24 protein-coding genes are annotated in these 23,343 nt (G+C 42.9%); 10 read left to right on the top strand and 14 right to left on the bottom strand.

Annotated features, from left to right (window positions below):
* Positions 1 to 82 precede the first annotated feature (82 nt).
* The gene (locus POW22_RS09730; protein ID WP_272832474.1) at positions 83 to 703 is read left to right on the top strand and encodes a hypothetical protein; all 621 of its coding nucleotides are present in this window, start codon (positions 83 to 85) and stop codon (positions 701 to 703) included.
* Between the two features lie 52 nt (positions 704 to 755).
* On the opposite strand, the gene POW22_RS09725 is transcribed toward POW22_RS09730, so the two are convergent.
* Positions 756 to 1,661, bottom strand: coding sequence for a hypothetical protein (locus POW22_RS09725; protein WP_272832472.1), 906 nt, complete (start codon positions 1,659 to 1,661; stop codon positions 756 to 758).
* A gap of 321 nt (positions 1,662 to 1,982) precedes the next feature.
* Between POW22_RS09725 and POW22_RS09720 the strand changes: the two genes are divergently transcribed.
* Entirely contained in the window at positions 1,983 to 2,105 is a 123-nt protein-coding gene (locus POW22_RS09720; RefSeq protein ID WP_272832471.1) for a hypothetical protein, read from the top strand.
* Positions 2,106 to 2,146: 41 nt separating this feature from the next.
* Here the strand turns inward: POW22_RS09720 and POW22_RS09715 are convergent, their stop codons facing one another.
* Both POW22_RS09715 and POW22_RS09710 read right to left on the bottom strand, forming a co-directional pair.
* A complete protein-coding gene (locus tag POW22_RS09715) occupies positions 2,147 to 3,760 on the bottom strand; it encodes an FAD-binding protein (protein WP_272832470.1) in 1,614 nt (537 codons plus the stop codon).
* Between the two features lie 2 nt (positions 3,761 to 3,762).
* Positions 3,763 to 4,125, bottom strand: a complete 363-nt coding sequence (locus POW22_RS09710; protein WP_272832469.1) for a hypothetical protein — start codon at positions 4,123 to 4,125, stop codon at positions 3,763 to 3,765.
* A gap of 138 nt (positions 4,126 to 4,263) precedes the next feature.
* Between POW22_RS09710 and POW22_RS09705 the strand changes: the two genes are divergently transcribed.
* Complete coding sequence (locus tag POW22_RS09705; RefSeq protein WP_272832468.1) at positions 4,264 to 4,386, top strand: hypothetical protein; 123 nt, start codon at positions 4,264 to 4,266, stop codon at positions 4,384 to 4,386.
* Positions 4,387 to 4,439: 53 nt separating this feature from the next.
* Here POW22_RS09705 and POW22_RS09700 read toward each other — a convergent pair whose 3' ends face one another.
* Both POW22_RS09700 and POW22_RS09695 read right to left on the bottom strand, forming a co-directional pair.
* Entirely contained in the window at positions 4,440 to 6,563 is a 2,124-nt protein-coding gene (locus POW22_RS09700; RefSeq protein WP_272832467.1) for a flavin monoamine oxidase family protein, read from the bottom strand.
* A gap of 72 nt (positions 6,564 to 6,635) precedes the next feature.
* On the bottom strand, positions 6,636 to 7,538 hold the full coding sequence (locus POW22_RS09695) for an EamA family transporter (RefSeq protein ID WP_272832466.1): 903 nt from the start codon (positions 7,536 to 7,538) through the stop codon (positions 6,636 to 6,638).
* 138 nt (positions 7,539 to 7,676) lie between these two features.
* Between POW22_RS09695 and POW22_RS09690 the strand changes: the two genes are divergently transcribed.
* Positions 7,677 to 9,227: a M20/M25/M40 family metallo-hydrolase gene (locus tag POW22_RS09690; RefSeq protein WP_272832465.1), complete on the top strand. Its 1,551-nt coding sequence runs from the start codon at positions 7,677 to 7,679 to the stop codon at positions 9,225 to 9,227.
* On the opposite strand, the gene POW22_RS09685 is transcribed toward POW22_RS09690, so the two are convergent.
* Positions 9,224 to 9,598 carry a hypothetical protein gene (locus POW22_RS09685; protein ID WP_272832464.1) on the bottom strand — a complete coding sequence of 125 codons (375 nt, stop codon included), beginning with the start codon at positions 9,596 to 9,598 and terminating at the stop codon, positions 9,224 to 9,226. The two genes, POW22_RS09690 and POW22_RS09685, sit on opposite strands and share 4 nt — an antisense overlap.
* Before the next feature lie 136 nt (positions 9,599 to 9,734).
* Here POW22_RS09685 and POW22_RS09680 point away from each other — a divergent pair, with 136 nt between their 5' ends.
* Both POW22_RS09680 and POW22_RS09675 read left to right on the top strand, forming a co-directional pair.
* Complete coding sequence (locus POW22_RS09680) at positions 9,735 to 10,259, top strand: 5' nucleotidase, NT5C type (RefSeq protein ID WP_272832463.1); 525 nt, start codon at positions 9,735 to 9,737, stop codon at positions 10,257 to 10,259.
* 326 nt (positions 10,260 to 10,585) lie between these two features.
* Entirely contained in the window at positions 10,586 to 11,062 is a 477-nt protein-coding gene (locus POW22_RS09675; RefSeq protein WP_272832462.1) for a DUF2306 domain-containing protein, read from the top strand.
* Between the two features lie 112 nt (positions 11,063 to 11,174).
* Here POW22_RS09675 and POW22_RS09670 read toward each other — a convergent pair whose 3' ends face one another.
* The 5 genes from POW22_RS09670 to POW22_RS09650 all read right to left on the bottom strand — a co-directional run bounded on the left by POW22_RS09670 (position 11,175) and on the right by POW22_RS09650 (position 15,517).
* The gene (locus tag POW22_RS09670; RefSeq protein ID WP_272832461.1) at positions 11,175 to 11,720 is read right to left on the bottom strand and encodes a hypothetical protein; all 546 of its coding nucleotides are present in this window, start codon (positions 11,718 to 11,720) and stop codon (positions 11,175 to 11,177) included.
* Positions 11,721 to 11,725: 5 nt separating this feature from the next.
* Entirely contained in the window at positions 11,726 to 13,039 is a 1,314-nt protein-coding gene (locus tag POW22_RS09665) for a hypothetical protein (RefSeq protein WP_272832460.1), read from the bottom strand.
* Positions 13,040 to 13,561 (bottom strand): DinB family protein, encoded by a 522-nt coding sequence (locus tag POW22_RS09660; RefSeq protein ID WP_272832459.1) that lies wholly within the window; start codon positions 13,559 to 13,561, stop codon positions 13,040 to 13,042.
* Between the two features lie 162 nt (positions 13,562 to 13,723).
* A complete protein-coding gene (locus POW22_RS09655; RefSeq protein WP_272832458.1) occupies positions 13,724 to 14,701 on the bottom strand; it encodes a hypothetical protein in 978 nt (325 codons plus the stop codon).
* Between the two features lie 132 nt (positions 14,702 to 14,833).
* Positions 14,834 to 15,517 (bottom strand): hypothetical protein, encoded by a 684-nt coding sequence (locus tag POW22_RS09650; RefSeq protein ID WP_272832457.1) that lies wholly within the window; start codon positions 15,515 to 15,517, stop codon positions 14,834 to 14,836.
* A gap of 129 nt (positions 15,518 to 15,646) precedes the next feature.
* Between POW22_RS09650 and POW22_RS09645 the strand changes: the two genes are divergently transcribed.
* The 4 genes from POW22_RS09645 (at position 15,647) to POW22_RS09630 (ending at position 19,632) form a co-directional block, all read left to right on the top strand.
* On the top strand, positions 15,647 to 16,078 hold the full coding sequence (locus tag POW22_RS09645) for a hypothetical protein (protein ID WP_272832456.1): 432 nt from the start codon (positions 15,647 to 15,649) through the stop codon (positions 16,076 to 16,078).
* A 251-nt stretch (positions 16,079 to 16,329) separates the two neighbouring features.
* A complete protein-coding gene (locus tag POW22_RS09640) occupies positions 16,330 to 17,199 on the top strand; it encodes an OmpA family protein (protein ID WP_272832455.1) in 870 nt (289 codons plus the stop codon).
* Positions 17,199 to 17,840 (top strand): hypothetical protein, encoded by a 642-nt coding sequence (locus POW22_RS09635; protein WP_272832454.1) that lies wholly within the window; start codon positions 17,199 to 17,201, stop codon positions 17,838 to 17,840. Before POW22_RS09640 ends, POW22_RS09635 begins: the two co-directional genes overlap by 1 nt.
* A 1-nt stretch (position 17,841) precedes the next feature.
* Positions 17,842 to 19,632 (top strand): sodium:solute symporter family protein, encoded by a 1,791-nt coding sequence (locus POW22_RS09630; RefSeq protein ID WP_272832453.1) that lies wholly within the window; start codon positions 17,842 to 17,844, stop codon positions 19,630 to 19,632.
* A gap of 18 nt (positions 19,633 to 19,650) precedes the next feature.
* Here POW22_RS09630 and POW22_RS09625 read toward each other — a convergent pair whose 3' ends face one another.
* From POW22_RS09625 to fabG, 3 genes are read right to left on the bottom strand one after another with little or no spacing between them, the layout of a single operon-like run.
* The gene (locus POW22_RS09625; RefSeq protein ID WP_272832452.1) at positions 19,651 to 20,466 is read right to left on the bottom strand and encodes a prohibitin family protein; all 816 of its coding nucleotides are present in this window, start codon (positions 20,464 to 20,466) and stop codon (positions 19,651 to 19,653) included.
* Between the two features lie 10 nt (positions 20,467 to 20,476).
* Complete coding sequence (locus POW22_RS09620) at positions 20,477 to 22,507, bottom strand: VWA domain-containing protein (protein WP_272832451.1); 2,031 nt, start codon at positions 22,505 to 22,507, stop codon at positions 20,477 to 20,479.
* 22 nt (positions 22,508 to 22,529) lie between these two features.
* Positions 22,530 to 23,276: a 3-oxoacyl-[acyl-carrier-protein] reductase gene (gene fabG / locus POW22_RS09615; RefSeq protein ID WP_272832450.1), complete on the bottom strand. Its 747-nt coding sequence runs from the start codon at positions 23,274 to 23,276 to the stop codon at positions 22,530 to 22,532.
* Positions 23,277 to 23,343 lie beyond the last annotated feature (67 nt).

The raw sequence follows: 23,343 nt of genomic DNA, 5'->3' as shown, positions 1-23,343 counted from the left end.
TTCGAATTGTGCGTTTCCCCGCACTCCCCTTTCATTTCACAGTTCGTATTTCGATTGTCTATTAATTCTAATCCTAATAATTATGAGTAATCTAAGTACAGTTTTTGCAAACTCAGTTGACAATTCAGGTTCTGCTACAGACGGTGTTCAAGTAACGGCTTACGGCCAAGGACAAGTTTCTGGAGTGACCTATACCGTTCCTGCTCACGCAGATGTTGATGTAGACTTTACCCTTAACATGCAGTGCGTAACCCCTGAGAATGTAAATGCTTTGGATCAATTGATCCGCAGTTTATTGAGTGCCTCCAAACAGCACGAGTACGATCAACTAACAAAAAAGACCTCTAGCGGTGGGCGCGGATTCTTTTTATTCTTCTCTGGAGGAGGAAGCCATTCTTCTTATAGCCAAACCACCCACACCATGGATTCTTGGGGCTTGACACGCGAACAGCAGTCTAAGATCATTGACACCATGATGGATTTGGTGAACAAAACTCAGCGTTTTGAGTACAAGGGTACCATTCAAAACACCCAATACGACTATTCAGTTTCTGGTAGTATGTTCGGAATTGTAATGGATGCGACCATTCAGAAGGATGAAAAGCATACACAAGTGCGCTTTTTGGCACCAAATCTTCATTTGCAAGGAAACGACGGCAGTTCCATCCCAACAATTAACCCGCCACTTTACAAGAATTCTTAAGTCTAAAGGATTTTTGAAATTGAAAAACCTCGCCTTGTGCGGGGTTTTTTTATTACCAAACAAAGATCTGAAGCGCCAAAGAAAGTGATTTTAAGGATCGCGGTTGCTGGCTTGATGAGATATTTATGAATTGATCCTCAGCTTGAGAATTAACGGCGTCTAAAACAAAGAGTTCTGCGGGCGATACGTCTTGCTGAATAAAGCTTCCCAAGTTTGTGTAATAAAACCCGAGGCTAATACCAGGAATATGCTTTGATCTCAGGCTCAGGCCTCCTCCTAGTTGCCAAGCCCATGCTTGCTGATTGAATTCTTGTTTGACGATCTCTCCAGGCCCCAAGCGGAAGTTTCCGTTTGCTGCAGGCGATACAAAGTCCAGACTTAAAAAAGCATCTGGAATACGATTGACTAATTTGAAAAAGCTACTGCCACCGCCTGCTTTTAAGAATAGACTGAGTCGGTTGTTTCTAATATCAAAGGTAACGGGACTCCATTTAAATCCTAGCCAGAGCACATTAATATCTGCGGTGGAGCCAAACGCATAACGACCGCTGCTGTGAACGCTCAATTGACCTCTGGAATCAAAATAGGACTGTGTGATAAAGGCGCTCTCACGATACTCGATCTGTTGGAGGTAATCCCATTGAATTCCTAAACTGAATTGCTTAGAGAAATTCCAATTGGCAAATAAACCTATTTGAGCCGCTGATCCATCAAATTCTTGATTGAATCCAGCAGCTTGCTCATTAACGGTAATTTCATTTTGGGTCAGATCATTTGTAGTTAAACGTAAGGCTTGTCCAGGTTCTAGCTTAAGCCAGCAGTAGCCAGTATTTATGCCAATTTCCAAGCCTTTTATGCGCTTTTCATAATGTGTGGAGTATTCTTGAGCTTGGCAAAACTGCACGGCTAGAACAGCAGCTAAATTGATAAGGATCCACCTAGAATTGTATACTGACATGATTTTGAATGAACTTCCAAAGTAGCCAATGAACAGAGGAATTCCATAGGTGATTTTACGGGTTAATTGATGAATTTGTTCTTGTCAATAAGTCGCTGATGATTATTAATTTAAGTCGTTTAACGGATAAACATTAAAGTCATCGATTAGTTGAATTTAAGTTTTACTATCCGAAGAAAATTCTTACCTTTAAGTACCTCAAAGATTGACACTTACTACTTAGGCTATAGTCGCCACCATTTCCTTTTAACTACTGTTGCTGATCCTCATATCGCTGCATTTTGCAGTGGTAAAGACTGTATAACACGCTAACCTCACCGTATGAAGCGACTATTACTCAAGTTAAATTTTGTTCACAACAAAGATTGGGATCAGACGCGTGAATGGCTCAAGCTCAAATTGGTAGAATATGCCCGAGCGAGCAGTTATGCGATTCATCGTTAAAATTACCCAAAAGGAAAACCCCCGCAATTAGCGGGGTTTTTTTATGTAATTGGATCATTGGGTTCAATTACAGGAGATGTGACTTGATTCTTGAGTTTAATGTCACTCAAAAAGTGATTGCTGAAGAGTTCTTGCATTTCTGGACTTAAGAGCGCTGCCCTTGACTTTTGCCAAGATTTAATAGATGCAGGATTAAACATATGTTCCACCAAGCCTGGATGGTCCCAATCGGCATTCTTTCCCCAATGTATAGTAAATGGAATATTGTGCTTTTTGAGTTCTTCTATCATCCGTTTGCCGTATTGATTCAAGCTCATAATTCTACGGTTGGGTTTCCACAAGACCCCATCGATCTCCAACATACACGTAATAGGAAACTTGGTAAAGGCCATGGTTGCTTCGGATTGCTTGACAAAGCGCATGGCAAAGATTCCTGGAATAGGACCTTCATTGACCGTCAGGTCCGTCAATACCTGCAATGCTTTGGCTGAGTCCTTGTGATCTACTCCAAACGAGCAAGCAAAGGCCGCTCCTTGATAAGGCGCATCCCAAAAGATCTCCGGCAGGGTGCCAGTTACAACGCGTTCCAGATCATTTAGTGGTAGGATGGTCTTTCTAAGGCGTTTGATGAGCCAGGGTATACTCTTCGGGAATTTCTCCGCGATCTTAATGAAAACATAGATCAAGTCGCGATAGATCGATTCTTTAATGATCGGGAAAGGATCTGGGTATGGCGTCTGATAAGGCTTTTTATACATCACTTCGACCACGTAGTCCGTTTCCTTAGAATAGGGGTTGATGAAAACCTTGTAATGATAAGGCCTGTTGGGTTTCCCATTGGCATCGACCTCCTGTGGGATCTTAAAACTGCTGTTGGCAAAATCCATGGTGGTAGACAGCTCCAAGGCCAGTTTCTTAGGTATTTTTTGAACATATCGATTCAACAGAAAACGATCCTCTGCCTCAATGACCACGCCGTGTATGAAGCCAAAGCTGCCTAAACTTACCAAAGCGGCTTTAAAGATCTCATCGTCTCGTATGATGCGTCCGGCAATTTTTTGTGCAAAAGTATCATTGAGCGCAGGCTTACTGGCAGGTTCTAAATAAACAATGTCTTGCGGGTTAGGCCCCGTGATTATATTCAGTCCAACTACATAATCTTGTACAGAACCTACATCCAAGCCGGAACCATGAACACCTGTAGAAATGCATCCTGCAATGGTTTGTCCGTTACTGGCTCCAGAAGTCTTTAAAGATTTACCGTGCGCAGAGAGCACTTCAGAGACTCGTTTGATCGTATTTCCGCATTGAAAGAAAAAGACATTATCCGTGTGGTAATTGGAATTGGCGTTCATATCAGTAGCAAATGTCGGTATATGCATATTCATAAAACCATTGTAGTGCATGCGGTCGTGATGACTGGCAATATGGTTCATGGACCAGCGGGAACCATAAGCTCTAAATCCCTGATGGGCATCTTTAGTTTCTTGGATGAGTCGCTGAATTTCATGAGCTGCATCTGTGTAACGCGCAAACTTGTCGGGTAGGTTGCCCTCCCCTTCCAATTCCGTAATATAAAGCGTCTTTAAAGGAAATGGACCGTTGTGGTGTAAAGTGTCCCATTCTGATTTTGCATGTGCTATTGTGGAGGCCATAGTTAATTCGTTTCTAGTTGACAGACGTATTTGATCTTCACTTTGCGTTTTCTACCAAAGGTTATGGCGCTTAGCAAAACACCGCCTAAAGTGTTTCTGAACTCTATGGTGTGAATCCTACCGGATTTGCAGTCGGATGACTCTTTGATCAAGTAGTTGATGTCTTGCGTCGTTGCCTTTGCTGTGATCACCGTATCGAGTTCTATGACTTGCATATCTCTGTAGTAATCGGTTCTGCTGCTTAAGGGGTCAGGTTGCTCATCTCCGTTGATGCTTACAAAGCGAACAGAGTAGCACGAATGTAGAGAGAGTATGAAAATTCCCAGAAAGACCAGACGAGTGAATTTTAGATGTTTGGACGACATGATTAGGGGTGTTAATTAGTGTTTGATTGCGGTTCGAATTCGCTGATTTAAAAGTAGTTGGGTGTACTGTTCTGGACAAGAGGATTTATCCCCTAATTGCAGAGGGAATTCCCGTATATTTGCTCAAACTTCATAATTATGACCCTAGCCATTGGTATTTGGCAAGCCGTTCTGATCGGCGTTTTGATCTTCGGAATTATGTTCCTTTCCTTTTTAATTGCGATCATTAAGAAGCATCAAAAAAGAAACAATCGTAAATAAAAAACCCTCCAAGAAAAGCTCTAAGAGGGTCTAATTAATTGGTCTTTGTGTTACTAACTTAAGTAAGCGGAAAGTTGTTCTGTTTGCTTTGCTTTGGAGTCAATATCTGGGTAGCTCAATACACCCCAGGTCTGCTGCATTTGGTCAATCAAATCCTCGCGCTGTAGTTGCCTTAGAATATTGAAAACAGCATTGTAACCAGAATCTAAGGCCCCAACTATCCAACCGTGGTGGACGGAACAGCACTCTCCAGCCAGATTTAAATGTCCGTTGAACTCCGGACTCAATAAAGCAGGATATAAATTTTTGAATTGACCTGGTTTGTAAAGTGCAAAGGCGCCCCCACCGGCATGATTGTCCCAAAACCAAGTCTTGGTGGTCACTTCGGGCTCATAACCTGCAAAAGCTGCTTGCACATCTACTTCAGGATATAGATATTGTATGCCTTTCAAACATTCATTGACACGTGCCTGGTCATCCAAAGCGCCCATACGCTCTGCATCTTGAGCCCAGCAATAAATTTGTAAAACGCCACCTTGGGCCTGATAACCATAGGACGGGTAGACGATCTGTCGGTTGGATCTGTCTGAAGTACCCACGCCCAAACCGGCATCTTGACGCTCGCCAAGTTTCGCCCAAAATTGGTCGTTGAACGTAATAAAGGCTTTGAAGGACGGCATATAATTACACTCCCTTAAGGCTCTCGCCTTTTCAAAACTCAAGGAATTAAAGAAGTCTCCGCCCAGGCTACCGTTTACGTAATTGCCGTTTGGTAGTGTACTTATCACAAAAGGATAGTCTTTGGTCTGCGAATTACCGTCAGTGTCTGTGAGATCGACTTGCATTCCCCCGTATCCACCAAAAAGGGTGCTCTCATAGCGTAAATTATTAACTTTGGTATTGTTAAATACGCGTTGTTTTTCTGCAGATGGAGGCGCCGGTGATGGAACTATAGGATCTGCTTTTGGAACCGAACTTGGTGGAGCTGCATCTGGAGTGAGGTTTGTGGGTGAATAGCCTTTCTGTCCTTTTTGCCCGGGTATCATGCCCACAAATTGTTGGGCAGCAATTCCATCGGTAATTTGTACACCATCTTGGAGGTTAAGCACTGTTTTACAGGCATCTGGGAAATGTTGCATCCCTTTGTCTACAGTCACCATATAAATGTTTGGATCTGCTTTGTCATATGGGTTTTTACTGCCACCCCAATCGTAAACCGCGATGACCATTTCTACAAAAGAGACCGAGTACATACCCGTTCCTACGTTTAAGGTTTCTAAATAAGAAATCACGTTGTAGGGTAAATGAGCTGATTTGTCGCCCATGGCTGGCTGATAGTATTCGCCTAGATCTCCCAAGGTAAACACATTGCTTAGATAACTCCACATGGAGTGATCGTCGTGTTGCATCAGCATTTCAAATCCTTTTTTAAAGGACTCATTAATAGCCTCAATAAAGGGTTGGTTGACTTTTTCCAGGATCATATTTATAGGTAAATATGGTGCGCTACAGCCCTGTGAAGTCGGCGTAAGCCATACCTCTGGGATATCACCTCCATTGTTGGTATCAAAGTTGAGCGGATTCAATCCGGCATCTTTGGCCTCTATTGGCGCTTGCATATTGTTATAACGCATGCGTTGCACTGGCGAACTGTAGTAGAATTTACGCCAGTTCACCATTTGATCGTTCAAATTGTTGCGGCTCAGAACCGTATTTAATGCTATGGTGAGTTGTTGTACCGGCAGCATGTCTGCAGAGAATTGAGGGACTCGCATACCTCCAACTTCACCATAGAGACAGGCCTGATCTGTGTTGTTAGGATCATAGTTGGTAGAATACCAGGTGTCAATGCGACCGCCAACACGATCTGAGGCTTCAAAGATCTCAAATTCCAGACCTAAGGACTGAAGGATCAATCCGGCGTACATCCCTGCAAACCCACCACCTACTATGCCCACCAGCGGCAGGCTATCATCCAATTGTAGTTCTGGTCGCTCTTTGGCTTTCTCTCGTTGTTGTTTGAGTTGTTTTAGGTAATAGTCGCCGTAATTCTTTACCACAAAATCTGAAAATGCGCGTTTTATGGATTGTTGCGGTTTTTGTTGAATTTTCTTCTGAAGTAGTTCGGAGGATGTGTTTTCCGGTTGAGCCGGACTTCTGAATTCTAGATAACTCATGCCATAGGGGTTTATAGTTCCCGATAAAACTACAATTGCCCTGTTGGTAATAACAGGTGGTAAATACCTGTTTTAGGATGCTTTTTGTTTTTTCCTTTTTCCGCTATTGATAAAATAGACTCCAGTTAATAAGACCAAGGCTGCCATAACCGATTGAAGGCTGATGGATTCATTGAGCACATACCAACCCAATAACATCGCGATGATTGGATTGACATAGGTAGAGGTTGCCACCTTTTCTGGAGATACACGTTTGAGCAAATAGTTGAAGGAGGTAAAGGCTGCAATACTACCAAAGATCACCAATATGACCATGACCCACTGCACGTCTGTGTTCCATTTGGTGGGCGCTATCCACGATTCGCCAAAGGCCCAACTCGCAATGAGTAACATCAAACCTCCAAAGAACATTTGAAAGCCTGTATTGACAAAATAGTTCTTAGGCAGATCGGCGTAAGTCACAAACAGACTTCCATAGCCCCAACTCAGCATACAACTAAAGATCATCAAAACGCCCAGCAAACTGTTCGGCCCCATCAGGATCTCGTCTTGACTGATCAGCAGATACATGCCAACAAAGCCAAGGAACACGCCGATCATGGATTTGAACTTGATCTTCTTGCCCTGTAAGAGCCACATCAGTAATAAAACCACCAAAGGTTGTGCGGCAATTTCTAAAGCAGCGAAGTTGCTATCTACAAATTTTAGAGCCCAAACCACTACTCCATTGCCGTAGGTTAAAAATAAAAAGCCGACGAAGGCCGTATTTCTCATCTGTTTCCAACTGATCTTTAAACCATGACCCAACAGACGCGCAATACCAAAGATCAATAGCCCTGCAGTAGTAAAGCGGATTCCTGCTAGATAAAAGGGTTCTAGTTGTCCTACGGCGACCTTGTTGAGCATATAGGTAGTTCCCCAGATCACGTAGATCGCAAAAAAAGCTAAGGGAATAAGAACGCGTTCGGATTTCACTGTGGTGTTAGGAATTTAAAATCAATACTACAGCAATTAATTGGAATCAGCCCTGCAGCAACAATAGATTTTTCTGACGCACGTATTGGTTTTGTTTCATAAGCCGTATTTTTAAAGGACAATTAACAAACCAAAAACATGCGAAATTTACGACTACTGCTCTTGTGCATGCTGATTGCGCCCATGCAATTGCTCGCTCAAGATGAGGATCCGGTGATTGCTGGAATCATTAAAGAAGCTAATGAAAACTCTCAATTAGAGGCTTTAGCACATGAATTGATGGACCAAATTGGTCCTCGTTTGGTGGGAACACCAGAAATGTATGCTGCTCATGAGTGGGCGGTTTCTAAATACGGTTCTTGGGGAATCATTGCTGAGAATCAACAATTCGGAACATGGAGAGGCTGGCAACGCGGCATCACTCATATTGATATGGTGCACCCTAGAACGCAAAGCTTAAGAGGAACGCAATTGGCCTGGAATCCGAGTACTTCTGCAGAAGGAGTAACTGCGGAACTCATGGTTTTACCCATGGTTAAGGACTCCTTGGAATTTGCTAAGTGGCTACCTTCTGTAAAGGGTAAATTGGTGATGATATCCATGGAACAACCCACCGGTAGACCAGACTATAATTGGGAGGAATTCGCTACAGATAAATCCTTTGAAAAAATGAAGGAGGCACGTGATGCACAAACCCGTGCTTGGCGTGAAAACTTCCAGAATATGGGTTATAACAGCAGAACCTTACCTAAAGCCTTAGAAGAAGCTGGGGCTGTGGGTATCGTTACCAGTAACTGGTCAAGAGGTTTTGGAGTCAATAAGATCTTTGGAGCGAGAACCAAAGCCATTCCTACGGTTGATCTGGAATTGGAAGACTACGGTATGCTTTACCGCTTGGTGGAATCGGGTCAAAAACCACAGCTCAATATTGTTGCAATGTCAAAGGAATTGGGAGAAATGCCCACTTTTAATACCATTGCAGAGATCAGAGGGACAGAATTCCCGAATGAATACGTGATCCTTTCCGCTCACTTTGACTCTTGGGACGGAGGAACCGGAGCCACAGATAACGGTACGGGGACCTTAGTAATGATGGAAGCCATGCGCTTACTCAAAAAGTTCTACCCTAACCCGAAGCGTACCATTTTGGTAGGTCATTGGGGCAGTGAAGAACAAGGCCTTAACGGATCTCGCGCTTTTGTTGAGGACAATCCTAAAATTGTGGATGGCCTACAAGCCTTGTTTAATCAAGACAACGGTACCGGCCGTGTGGTGCGAATTTCTGGTGGAGGTTTTTTACACAGTTATGATTATTTAAGCCGATGGTTATCTGCCGTACCTAAAGAAATCACTGATGAGATTGAGACCACTTTTCCTGGTTCACCAGCTCGAGGCGGTTCTGATTACGCCAGCTTTCAGGCCATGGGAGCTCCAGGATTTAGTTTGAGTTCTTTGAATTGGTCCTATTGGAATTATACTTGGCATACCAATCGCGATACTTATGACAAGATCGTTTTTGACGACGTAAGAAACAACGCGATCCTCACCGCTATTCTGGCCTATATGGCCTCTGAGGATCCGGAGAAGACCTCTAGAGAAAAAGCGGTATTGCCTATCAACCCGAGAACTGGAGAACCGAGAGAATGGCCAAATCCGCGCAGCCCGAACCGCCGAGGCGGAATGGATTAAGCACTGTATTTGTTTAATAAAACCACTAAGGTATATAGCATGACAAGCACCAACCACAAGAGCTGTGGCCATAACCAAAGCTGCAGCCTTGGGGTTTGTTTTGCCAGGCTTTTGTAGTAATAAATACTCAAGACAAAAGTGATGACGGTGACTATAAAACCGGATTCAATCGGATAGAAATAAGGCGTAACCGCCGGATACAGCCAGATCACAATCAGGACTAACAATCCAAGTTTAAACAAAGGCGAACCGACCACTTGCCGCTTCCCCACTTTTAATAAGGTAAAAACAAGGATGGCACTTAAACTGATCCAAATGCCTGTGGCATATTCAGGAATCCAAGATAGTGATTGGTATAACTGCTCGCTCATGATGGTGTGTTTACAGCAAAGTAAGACAATTTTTAATTGTTGGAAACTGATATTGATCAAACATTAATTTTGCGTTAAACCGATTGAAGATCGCTTTTATCAGCTTGAAATTAAGGACCTTTGAAATAAAAACAAGATGACCATATTCGTAGACATGGACGAGGTGTTAGCAGACACCTATGGAGCACATATCGATCTGTATAATGAAGAGTTTAACGCCCAGTTAAAGCTGGAAGACATTGCCAGTGGTGAAGTTTGGGAGAATGTTCCCTATGAGCATTTACAGAATGTGAAAGATCACGTTTGGCGCGATGGCTTCTTTAGAGAACTGCCGGTGATCAAAGATAGCCAAGAGGTCATGAAAGAACTTTCCCAAAAGCACGAGGTTTATATTGCCACAGCGGCGACGCAATTCCCGAACTCACTGCGCGAGAAAAGCGATTGGTTGGACGAGCACTTCCCGTTCATTACCTGGGAATACCGCATTCTTTGTGGTCATAAGTTTATTTTGGATGGGGATGTCTTGATTGATGATCGCTCTTATAACCTAAAATACTTCAACGGCCGTGGACTTTTATTCAATTCGCCACACAACAATAAAGATACCGGCTATGAACGTGTGGACAACTGGCAAGAAGTAGCCGAAAAGCTTCTGAAATAGGACTTTAACAAGATTATAACGCAACCTTGTCAATTCTTGTCGACTTATTAATAGAGACAAGTTTAATTAACAACAAGCGTTATGGAAATTTTATTTAAAAATTGGGCAGCCAAGAGAGCCAGATTACTGGTGCTGCTTGAAGAGTGGGCTAAAGCAAGCAGTTATGCAATACACAGATAGCTTTACCCACCAAATATCCGACCTATGAGATCCCTTTAGATGTGCTATTTAAAGGGATTTTTTATATCCTAACAGTTCAGTCGTATTATTCTACAATTCGGTAGGAACTATTCCTCAGAGGTTCTATGATGAATTAGTTTAGTGCTATGGAAAATCTAATCTCAGGGACCGTTGGAGGTCTTCATCTTATAACGGCCATATTAGCTATGATAGCTGGAACTGCCGTATTAGTACTGCCCAAAGGCACGAAATTACACAAGCGTATGGGTTACGCCTATGTGGCCAGTATGACCCCGATGTTGGTAACAGCTTTTATGCTTTATAATCTCTTTGGATATTTTGGTGTCTTTCACATCGCAGCAATAGTCAGCAGTATTACCTTGTTGGGTGGAATGGTTCCGGTATTCACAAAACGTCCCAAAAACGATTGGATTGCTTATCACTTTGCATTCATGTATTGGTCTGTTCTAGGGCTCTACGCGGCCTTCTTCTCAGAAGTATTTACACGCATCCCAGAGACACCTTTCTTTGGAATGGTTGGAATAGCCACTGCCCTAACCTTTGGTATTGGTGGTTTTGTCTTTAAAAAACGTAAGCAACAGTGGTTTGAACAGTTTGCATAAAAAAAGCGGTGACTTGCACCGCTTCTGACTTTGTACTGTCAAGCTCCCCAACCTGATGTACTCGGTAAAAGTACAATCTGGAGCTGATGTAACTATAGGTGTTTTTACCTGTTTATTGATCGATAGGGATAGGTTCTCGCTCTGTAGCATTGAGTTGCCAGCGGTCTTCAAAGATCGATTTATAATTGATCTCAAATTCAAACTCACTGTCGTCTCCTTCCAATTCCAACATAATCTCCAAGAATTGCTCATAACTTTCTTGACTCCCGCCAGCTACCATGACAATTCGCGCTTGCCCAGCCGGAATAGCCAGACCTTGGTTCACAGTGCTCGCAGTCAACACTTTGATGCTGTCCATCTGAGGAAAGGTCTCATACAAAAAGGCTGGAAACTCCATATCGTAGCGCTTGCCTTTATACTTGATAACTCGAGATTCAATAATGGCAGGTCCTACACCGTAATTAATGATCTCTATGCGGAATTGTTTGTCTTGACTGTTGTCTGAGGTTTCAATGGCCAAATAAGGCAAAACCCCTAAATGGCTTTCTTTTTCCATAATGTTGGTCTGTCGCACAAAGATCACAAGGGTTATCAAACTCATACACATGGCCACTAGGCTAAGCAAACGGTCTGACGAGGGTAATTTAAATTTTGCCATAGGTATTATTGGTTTTGTGACCAGAACGGGATCTTCATCCACAAGCCAGTTCTAGTGCTGTCTCCACTGATATAAGTGGTTTCAACCTTGAGCAAATGCTCTTTGTTGGCCAATCGATCTATCGGGATGAAGGTGATATATCCTTCTTCTGCTGTTTTGGGATGGACGTAATTCTTCCAATGCAAAGAATCTTGTATTTGTTGATCGATGCGGATGGTAAAGAGATCGTTGAGTGCGCGTTGATAGAGACTGTCGTTCTCTTGGCGGAACTGATCATAGGCCGCAGCTCCTTTGAGGTCTGGATAGGATTCCTGATATCCGTAGTGTTCAAATCGATCCTCTAAATAACGATTAAAACTCACCCAATAAACTACAAAGAGCTTGATGTAATCATCAGAAACAATTTCACTCTGAATACAGCCATAAAAAGCCGGACGCCCATTTACCAATGCCGGTTCATAGCGCAGGGAGTTCATATCCGGAGCTAAATTTTTATCGTATTGGGTTCGATCATCAAAAAAGGTGATATTAAAGGTTCCAAACGGATAATAAGCTCCTATTTGATTGATAGAAATGATCAATGCCAAGCCTAAATAGAGCGCAGTGATCCCATAGACAAACCAGCGCTTGGTGTTGGTTTTAAGCACCAAGAATTCTCGTTTGAATAAAAAGGACAGCGACAAGATATCTAACACTCCTAAAATACGTTCCCGAAAACGTCCCCATCGGCTACTATTGTTGCCCTTGGTATAGATCAATCCATCAAAAATCCCCAATTGAATAAAGATCAAACCAATGACCATAGTATAAGTCACCCAACTGCTTTCAAAAAAGCTCTCCCCAGTAAATTGTAAAATGACCCAAATGATTCCAGAAAGTACTAAGAGCAGACTGGTGCCAAATAGCGCAAAGATCACGGCAAATGAAAATGAGAGATTGCACCAACGCTCAATGGCCAGTAATCGCTCAGGAGCAGATTTGCCCGTATTTAAACGTTTACTTTCTTGCAGGGCGTTGGGAAGTCGCTCTTTATTAACGTCATTGGGATACCAATAGTTAACTCCCAAATAGGCCAGCCAAATAGCGCGCAATAAGAGATTAGCCGCGAAACCAAAGAGCAAGGCTCTAGTTATGGTATATAGCCCAAACAGAAAGACAATCTGGTTGGAAGAGGTATAGGTGATCGGATAGAAATCAAAGAAAAAGTCTCGCAGACTATCCGTTAAAGAATAAAGCCAATAAACAATCCCACCAGAGATAAAGACCTCCAGTTGCCAACTGTCTTTTTGGAAAGATGTTATACGCTCCCTAAGTTTCATTTAATTCAAATAGCGTTCCTTTAGGATATTGTTGTGCCAGATCTCATGCCCTAAAACTATAAAAGCGGCAGCTCCGGCAGTTAACGGGCGATCACTGGCCAGTCCTTTTCTGTGAAAGTCCTCAGGCCTCAAGGAACTGAGAATGGAGAGGCTGTAGGCTCTGGTCATTGCATATTCCGCGATGAGTTCTTTTGCGCTTTTGGAATCGGCATTGGAAGGTTCGATATAATCGTCTTGATCAAATCCGCTGATGTTTGCTTTCTCGCCACGAGCGATTCTAAAACAGCGATGCATAAAGATGCGTTCGGTATCAATAACGTGTTGAACTACCTCTGCTACGCTCCATTTGCCAGCGGCATAACGATGTTTCCAACGATCCTCTGGGATACTGTCCAAAAAGGCAACCACTTCTTCCCCACTTTCTTTATAAGCTGCTAAGAGTTTTTTATTGCGGGGGACTGCGGAGAGATATAATTCATAGTATTCGAAATAATCTTGGGGGTTTAGATCAGTTACTGTCATGCGATTCATTTTTCAGAATCAAGGTAAGCAAAAAATAGAACGCTCCCGTGATAGAAGTTTAAAATTACCACAAAATAACTTCTAAGCGGGAGCGTTGCAACAACACTAATTTACTCACTAACTGTATGAGAATCGGGTAACCACACCCGAGTTAATTACGATCTACTGTTTGGTAAACCGTATACGTGAAGGCGCTGTTCCAAAACCACAGCGGCCATCAAATCCTAAATATCCTTCCACAAACCAAACTTCAAAGACACTGTCGTCTAAGATATTTGCGGGAGCGTTCTCTGTATCGGGTCCGAGTAAAATCGGACTAGAAGTAGAAAACGTACACTGTCCGATAACACTGGACAATTGATTCTTTCTAAATACCACCTGATCACAAACAATACTGAATTCATAAATTCTAGGTTGTTCGTTCGTGGGGTGTGATAAAACATGTTTTAGCCGTACTTGTCTAACCGTATTAGAATGCGGCGCCTTGGTAACCTCTACCAATTGATCGACCTCATTGAAAGTAGGTCCAAGAGGGCCGTCTACAATACTGGTCATGATGTAATTCCCAGTAAACAATTCCTCATCTATGGGCTCCACCACATTGATGGTGTAGCAATAGGGCGAACTAAAAAAGGTCTCGTAAGCCAGTATAATGGAACTGGCCGTCCCTGTTGTAAAAGAGCGACCGTCTGTTAGACGTATGCGCGTGCGAACTAAAAATTGATCACTGCAAGCCACGTTGGTTAGAGATACCCCCACAGCCTCTGCCAAAGCAGCTTGCGAGTAATTTAGAGTTATACTGGGAAAGCCGTTGGCTCCAGTAGTGAATTCGTCGGGCATGAGACTCCCTAGGGCGGCCTCTCCCGTTGAGAAGTCACCACCTGCCGGAGTATTGTCTTTAAAACTGACAAATAGATCTACCGCTTCCAGCAGGCCACCATCCTGTTCGTCTTGTACTTCTACATCAACACTGAACATGCTGTCTGGATCGTTGACGTTAAATTCTGCATTATTAAATTGCAGGGTACGTACTACGGCTCCGTACTCGATTTCTTCGGTGACCACGTCAATGGCCTTATCATCATCGGAGCAGGATATCCAAAAAAGAGCACTAAGCAGGATTAGTATACTTCTCTTCATCTTTCTTTTTCACTTTTTTCGATTGGCAAGATGAAAGTAGTAGCAAATAGTAGAAAAACGGTGTTTACCGATAAATGTTTACTTAAGTAAAATAGTGAAGAAATAAGCCGGAACCCTAGGAAATACGCGGGTTTATTGTTGCGGCTTATTTATGATGAATTTTGCGCGAATTCCTGTGGCTAAATTCCATTCATTGGAGAAAAGTAAGGCGCCGTCATCATCAATAATGATGAATTCCGCGGTATTTGGACCCGAAGTTCCTTGATTCAAGGCTTCAATCTCCACAGTGTTCATTCCAGGATCTAGGAAGAGTTCAAAATCCTGATAGCCGCTGCCTAATCTAATGTTGGGAACCAATACATGTCCATTCATATAGACGCGGACGCGATCTCCATCCACAAACTCGTGGTCACGGCAACGCAAAACCACAAATTTTGCATCAGAGCTGTATTGACCAAAGAATTGATTCTGGCGGTATTCGTCTTTTTCCTCCTTGTCTTTGGTGAAGTATTTAGGAGCTTTATCTGTTTTGGTATCCACAAACCCGCGGTCTGTCGTGAATTTGATCCCTTCTTTTTCGGTTTCTCCTATACTTAGAGTATCGGTTACGCTAAACTGCCCAAAGCCCTGTTTGTCATCGGGATTGTCCAAACCAAAATTAGGGATGCTCAAGCTGCTTCCGCCTATATTGACATCGTCATTGCTAGAGCCAAAAGGGATATCCAGCCCAGAGCCCATTCCCGTAGGACTATCTATTTGACCGTAGGCCAAAAGACCAGCGCTCATCAGCATAACAGTACAATACTTCTTCATCATAGACATACTGGTAGCAAATATCGTGCAAAAAATTTATAAATAGTGGCTTAAGTCCCAATTAACGCGGACTTAACACATTTACAGAGAATTTGTACATTTAGTCCAACTAATCAATTAAACTATTTTCTCATGACAGAAACAAAGAAACCCACCAGCCTATTTTGGGTAATTGCCATAGTAGCATTGATTTGGAACATCTTTGGTGTGCTCGCTTATCTAGGGCAAGCTTTTATGACAGAAGATGCCCTTAAAATGTTACCTACTACAGAACAGGAGCTCTATGCAGCTACTCCTTCATGGGCTACCGCAGCTTTTGCTATTGCTGTGTGGTTTGGACTTTTGGGAGCTATTGCCCTGTTGATCCGTAAACGGTTTGCTTATCCCCTGTTTTTGCTCTCTCTTTTAGGTGTGATTGGACAACAGATTTACGGTTTCTTTTTATCCAATACTTTTGAGGTATACGGTGCGCAAGCACTGATTATGCCGATCATTGTATTGATCTTATCAGTGGTCTTTGTTTGGTATTCCAAAAAGGCAACTGCAGAAGGAATCTTGAAATAATTTAACGCCCCTGTTAAGTCAGGGGCATTGCAAGGTCTTTTTGTTCACAAAAGGTTAATAAATCCCCGTTCTAATCGTTCGTAAAAACTGAAGAATTTTTTAGTTTTATGGTTGATTTTGTAGTATTTTTCGTCCATTAATTTGGGATTTGGGGTGCATTAATGAAGAATTTTCTAATAGCCTTTGTGGTTTTTGCCGTTTGGACCTTTTTCGCACTGTGGCTATATTCTTTAATTAAAGCCCCTGCAAATTTGTCTTGGACTAAAACCTCCGCACAACAAGACTCAATTGAACAACTTGAAAAGCAAGTGACCGCAGATACTATCACAACAACCCTCGCCGTGCAAGACACGCTCATAACCGCTGAAGCTAATCCAAGCTTGGAGGGACTTGTAGGCAAAGATGCTGAGGGAACCACCATTTTCTATTTTGATCAAGGACTGCGGATCAGTAAGAACGATTCCCTGGTTTACAGCGATGCGAGTAACCTCGATTACAAGTATAAAATCTTGAATTACTTGCTGGAACATCCCGACAGAGAGGTAACCATTTTATCCAGATACAGTGCCGATGAGGACTTTAGGAGCCCTAATTTTGGAGTGATTCGCGGCGAATTCATAAAGGAAGAGTTGGTTGCAGCAGGTGTGCCAAGAGAAGTTATCGTAATTAAATCAGATATTCAAGACATTGACTTTGACAGTCAAAATTCCTTTGACAATGGTATTTCGTTCAAGTTTGGACCTTTAGATACCGAGCGCGTTGCTGCTTTGGCGACCGCAATTCCAAAGAACAAAGTAGTCTATCCAACCTTTACCAACTCTGGGATCTTGGTTAATAATGCATTGAAAAATACTTTAGAAGAGATCAAAACCGTTTTAGAGGAACGTCCAGAGATCACCGTAAAGATCGTTGGACATACGGATAACATTGGGAATTACCAGGACAATTATAATTTAGGGCTCAAATACGCTAGACAAGTGCGCTGGTATTTCATTTCACGAGGAAGTTTAGATAAAACCAGATTAATGGCCTTGTCCAAAGGAGAATCAGAACCCATTGATTCCAACAATTCACAACGCGGTCGTGATCTTAACAGACGCATAGAAATTATATTCAATTAATGGAGGGATTCTCTGAAATACTAGCCAGCGATATGTGGTCGGCCTATTTGGAGATCAGTATTTTAATGCTGAGTTCATTTCTTATTGGATACCTAGCCAGTTTACAGCTCAACAATGGTAAGCATAAAAAAGCCATTAAGAAGCTTCGTAAAGAATTGGACGAGCGTCAAAATGAAGCTGCCAAAGATATTGAGGTGCTTTACACAGAGATTGAGCCCAAGATCATTGAGACCATAGAAAGTAGAACGCGTGCCACTACTCAAGCGGCTCCTGTTAAAGCCGCTCCGGTCGTCGTGAATACACCAACTCCAGAAACTGCAGAGACCAAACAGGTCAAAACCCAACAAGAGGTTGCAGCCAAGGCCAGCGCGGTTTATCAAAAAGCCTTAGAAAAAAAGGAGTTGAACTTTGATAATTTTGGCTACGCGAGTGCCAGTGACAAGGACGATCTCACCCAGATCTCAGGGGTAGGTCCGTATATTGAACAAAAGCTCAATGAGATCGGGATTTATACCTATGATCAGATCAGTCGATTCAATTGGGAAGATATCCAAACCGTTACGGAAATGATCGACTTTTTCCCGGGCCGCATGGAACGCGACAATTGGGTCGGTCAAGCAGAGCGACTCAAAAACTACTAACATGTCTTTATCCACCCTGGATTGGGGAATCATCCTCGGATTTTTTATTGTGTTTACTATTATTGGTTTGGTCGTCACCAAACGTGCCGGTAAGAATACCAAAGAGTTTTTTCTTTCGGGGAGAAATATGCCTTGGTGGTTACTTGGGATCTCCATGGTGGCCACGACCTTTTCTGCAGACACCCCTAACCTGGTCACAGATATTGTGAGACAAAACGGTGTCTCTGGGAATTGGGCCTGGTGGGCTTTCCTCATCACAGGAATGCTTACCGTATTTATTTACGCCAAACTATGGAGACGTTCCAAAGTAGTAACTGATCTAGAATTCTACGAACTACGCTATAGTGGCAAGCCTGCTGCATTTTTAAGAGGCTTTAGGGCGATCTATCTTGGAGTCATTTTCAATGTGCTTATTATGGCTTCTGTGTGTTTGGCAGCTATAAAGATCGGAGGGGTGATGTTCGGTTTACAACCTTGGGAGTGTGTTCTTTATGCGAGTATCATTACCGTTGTTTACAGTACTTTAGGCGGATTGCGTGGAGTCATCTTTACCGATTTCTTGCAGTTCATTGTAGCCATGGTAGGTTCTGTATGGGCTGCCTATTACATTATTAATCTGCCTGAAGTTGGCGGATTAGAGGCCATGCTCTCCCACCCCAATGTTTCCGATAAATTGAGCTTTCTTCCTGACTTTAGCGATAATGAATCCCTCATTGTTTTGTTGATCATACCCATCGCGGTACAATGGTGGTCGGTTTGGTATCCAGGAGCGGAGCCCGGAGGTGGTGGATACATTGCGCAGCGCATGCTTTCTGCTAAGGATGAGAAAAATGCCATTGGCGCTACCCTGCTCTTTAATATTACTCATTACGCCTTGCGTCCCTGGCCTTGGATCTTAATTGCACTGGCCTCTTTGGTGCTGTATCCAGAACTCACAGATATTGGAGCGGCCTTTCCAGATGCTGTTTTAGGACATGATCTAGGGTATTCTGCCATGCTGACTCAATTACCTGCCGGGCTATTGGGATTGGTATTAGCTTCATTGATCGCGGCCTTTATGAGCACTATTTCTACCCATTTGAATTGGGGTTCTTCCTATATCGCTTTGGATTTTTATCAGCGCTTTGTAAAACCAGAAGCTAGTGAAAAGGAACTGGTCACAGTAGGACGCTTGTCAACGGTTTTGTTGATGGTCTTTTCTGCTTGTCTTGCCCTTTATTTAACGGATGCTTTGGGTACTTTTCAAATCTTATTGCAGATCGGAGCAGGTACTGGATTGATCTTTATTCTGCGTTGGTTCTGGTGGCGTGTCAATGCCTATTCAGAGATCAGTGGAATGATCGTCTCCTTTTTAATTGCACTTTATTTTGAGTTCGTGCATGATGCCGTAGGCCCAGAAATAGCCGGGCACTACCAATTGGTCATCGGTGTAGTATTAACCACACTTACTTGGATCGTTGTTACCCTAGTGACCCGTCCAACGGACACAGATAAATTGGTCGCTTTTTACAACGCCATTACTCCTTATGGAAAAGGCTGGAATGGTTTAAGACGTAAAGCCGAACAGCAAAACATTACGCTAAACACTACCCAAGACAATTTTACTTCAGATCTAGGTTCCATGCTTTTAGGAATCCTTTTGGTTTACACTGCTCTATTTGGATTTGGTTTCGCGCTTTATGGAAACGCGATCGGGGCTTTGGTACTCTTTTCAATCACGCTTATCGCTGGAGTTGGCATTTACCGCCTGTGGCGCAATAAAAAAGGCGCTACCAACAGCAGCGCCTCCTAAATCAAAACTTTCTTTTGATTAATTATTGTTGAGAATCAAAGGTAACCCATCATCTCCAGACCCAATGATGACCATTTTACTGTTTGGTGATTTAGAGAGTTCTAAGGTGGCTTGAATTCCTTTTTCTTGTAAGATCTTATCGGTCAACGAAGCACTGAGGATTCTGTTAGCCGCAGCCTTACCTTCTGCCTCAATACGTTGACGTTGGGCTTCTTTTTCAGCTTTCTCCAAACGGAATTCATATTCTAAGGATTCCTGCTCTTGCTTCAGTTTACGCTCAATAGCGTCTTTAATGGTCGGTGGTAAGGTCACATCACGCACTAACACACGATTGAGTTGAATATATTCTTCATCCAAGATCTTTTTGGTCTCAGCAAAGATCTCATCCTGAATAGCGTCACGCTTGGTAGAATACAGCTGCTCTGGCGTATAGCGCCCTACTACGGATCGCGCGGCAGAACGGATGGCTGGTTGTACCAATCGAGATAAATAATTCTCCCCTTTTTCGTTATGGAGTTTTCCAAGCTGACTTGCATCTGGCTGATAAAGTACAGAAGCGTCCAATTGAATTTCCAATCCGTTTGATGAAAGCACGTCCATCTGTTCTGATACTTCTTGTTGACGCACCTCGTATTTGATTACTTCATTCCAAGGCATGACAAAGTTTAAACCTTGTCTCATTGCGGGTTTTTCGGGATCTACACCGCCACTCAAGGTCTCGTAGAGTACGCCAGCGTATCCCGCTTCAATACGAACAAAGGATTTGAATAACATGATAATTATGACAATGGCGCCAATGATCAATGGGACGCCGAGTTTGGGTAATTTTTCCATGGTTGAAAGATTATATTAAACCGTTATATTTTCTGGTAAACCACTCTATTGCTAGCAGTAATCCCAGCAAACCGAGTAGGATTTTTAAGGATATTAAAGGTACGACATTTTGCCTACTTTTTTGAATGGCAACAAAGCGACTGTCTTCCATTAAAGCAGATTTTAGCTGACCCAATTGATCCTCATAAAATAAGCTGCCCGCAGTATTGGATGCCAAGGAACTCAGCTTCAATACATCTGGAGTCAACAATTGATCTTCCACACTAAAGTCTAAAATGGTGAACTGTCCACTTCTGGCAATTCCTTGGCCATCAACTGTGACAGTGAAATCATACATACCAGCAGCTAACCCGTCTAAATTGGCTTGGTAATAGTTGTTTTTGAGCAGCATGGGTAAGCGTTGGCTTTGCCCATCGGCATTGGTATAGGTCAAATTTAGACTCGCTTCGGGATCAAATTGGTAGTTCTCATTGAAGTACTGCGCTTGAATCCCGATCTGCGCATTACTGTAATAAAAGGACTCATAAGACACATTCAATCGGCTTCTGCGTTTGTTTGAGGACAGATACTGCACCATATTGGCTACCAGATCATCAAATTGTTCAAAGCTGCGTGTCTCAATGAAGTTGTGTGCACGCCAGCGCCATAAACCTTGCGCATCCCATACAGCTTCCCGGACTCCATCGGCTTCAAAACTAAAGAGCATTGGAGATTCTGTAAAGATTCCTGAAATGGTCTGACTCAGCAGTTCATCATAGGGAACAAAGACATCCAGACTCCCAAATTGCGTAATCAGCGGCGGATAGCTACTAAAATCTACAGGATCCATGGCAAAGATCGGATAGTTTCTATTGGTCTCTGCAGAAACTTGATCTTCCCCTCCTGCTCCTATTTTTGCATAGCGCAATTGAATATCGTTTAAAAAATTCCAATCCGTTTGTAAACCCGTAATGGTCCAGCGGTTCTTTTTAAGCTCATTGAGCTCTTGATACACTGGGGTAAAGCGGGAATCGGGCTGATACAGGATCACCAGTTGATAATCGTCTAATTTACCGACAGCTTGCGCGGGTTCCATAACGCTGACCTCTCTTTGTTTTAAGGTGGTTATAGACTTTTTCAGGGCTCCAAGGTCAGGATGCTGAATGGAAGAGATAATGGCCACGCGTGTACTTTGGTCAATTACTTCTACAGCAAATTGTTGGCGGTTATTGCTGGTATTTCTTTCTGAGGCTAAGGCCTGGAGTTCGGCCGTATAGGTTTGAATTCCTACTTGATCTGCTTTTAGAAGGACTTCAATGGTTTGTGCATTCCCTTGTGGATCAAAGCTGAGAGCTTGACGCTTAACCACTTGATTACCCTTGCGGATGATCAATACGGTGTTCACTGCATTATTTCCCGTATACCCTAAGGAAAGTTCAACGGGGAATTCATTGTCTTGATAAGCATACCGATTGGCGTTCAATCTAGAGATGCGCAGATCTTCAAATTGAGTCGTATCCCCGATGACTACGGGAAATACTGGGTTTTTAAGACGATTGCCTAAACTTGCATAATCACGACCCAAAGTCTGATTACCATCTGTGAGTAAAACTGTAGCGGCATTTTGATCACCATTAATGGTCGTCAAGCCTTGCAGCCCTTCTGCGATATTGCTGCTTACTCCTTGAAAATCCAAAGAATTTAATGGGCTAAAGCTTTGATCGAACTGAAATGCCGAAATATCAAAGCGCTCATTGAGCTCAGCATCTTCTAGTAAGGCTGTACTCAGATCAACTACTACACTATCCCGATTCAAATTCTGTAACGAACTCGAATTGTCAACCAAAATATTCAGTGCAGGTTTTTGAGTGGTATAGGTTTCCTTTTTGATCTTCGGATTGACCAAAAGCACTCCAAGAGTCAGCAAGGTCATAAAACGAAGAATCCCAAGAATCCAGCGGAGTCTCAGGTTCAATCGTGATTTAAAACCATACATATACACAGACAACCCAAGAGCAATAACTGCAGCAGCAATAAGAGATAAGAGGGTTGTTGCGGACATTAATTAATTTAGAGTCTAAGTATTAGGTGAGCATACCACCGTCTACATTCATTACTTGTCCGGTGATGTAGGCTGACAGGTCACTGGCTAGGAATACACAGGCATTAGCAATATCTTCTGGCTGACCTCCACGCTTCAATGGAATCGCGTTACGCCATCCCTGAACTGTATCTGGATCCAACTTCGCAGTCATTTCAGTTTCAATGAATCCAGGAGCGATCACATTACAACGAATAGAACGTGATCCCAACTCCAAGGCTACAGACTTGCTGAATCCAATGATCCCCGCTTTAGAAGCCGCATAGTTGGCTTGACCGGCATTTCCTTTAACACCTACCACAGAACTCATGTTGATGATGGATCCGCTGCGCTGCTTTAAGAACGTACGTTGAATGGCCTTGGTCATATTGAACACAGATTTGAGGTTTACCTCGATCACTTTGTCAAAATCTTCTTCACTCATTCGCATGAGCAAGTTGTCCTTGGTGATCCCAGCATTGTTGATCAATACGTCTACGCTTCCAAAATCTTCTAAAACTTGCTTTACTAAAGTTTCGCATTGGTCAAAGTCAGCAGCGTTGGATTGATATGCTTTGGCAGTAACACCGGTTGCGTTTAGCTCTGCGGCTAAGGCATTCGCAGCTTCTGCAGAAGAACTGTAGGTAAAAGCTACATTGGCTCCGTGGGCAGCAAATACCTCCGCTATTCCCTTCCCGATTCCACGGCTTCCGCCGGTAATGATCGCTGTTTTTCCTTCAAGTATTTTCAAAGTGGTAAATTTTAGTTGGTTGAATGGTAAAGATAGTAAATGAGGTGGCTTTAAATAAAAAGAGACC

It is taken from the genome of Gilvibacter sediminis, assembly GCF_028561565.1.
In the GTDB taxonomy this organism is placed as follows: Bacteria; Bacteroidota; Bacteroidia; order Flavobacteriales; family Flavobacteriaceae; genus Gilvibacter; species Gilvibacter sediminis.
Note: the sequence above shows the minus strand (reverse complement) of the source record. Positions and strands in the feature narration are given on the sequence as shown.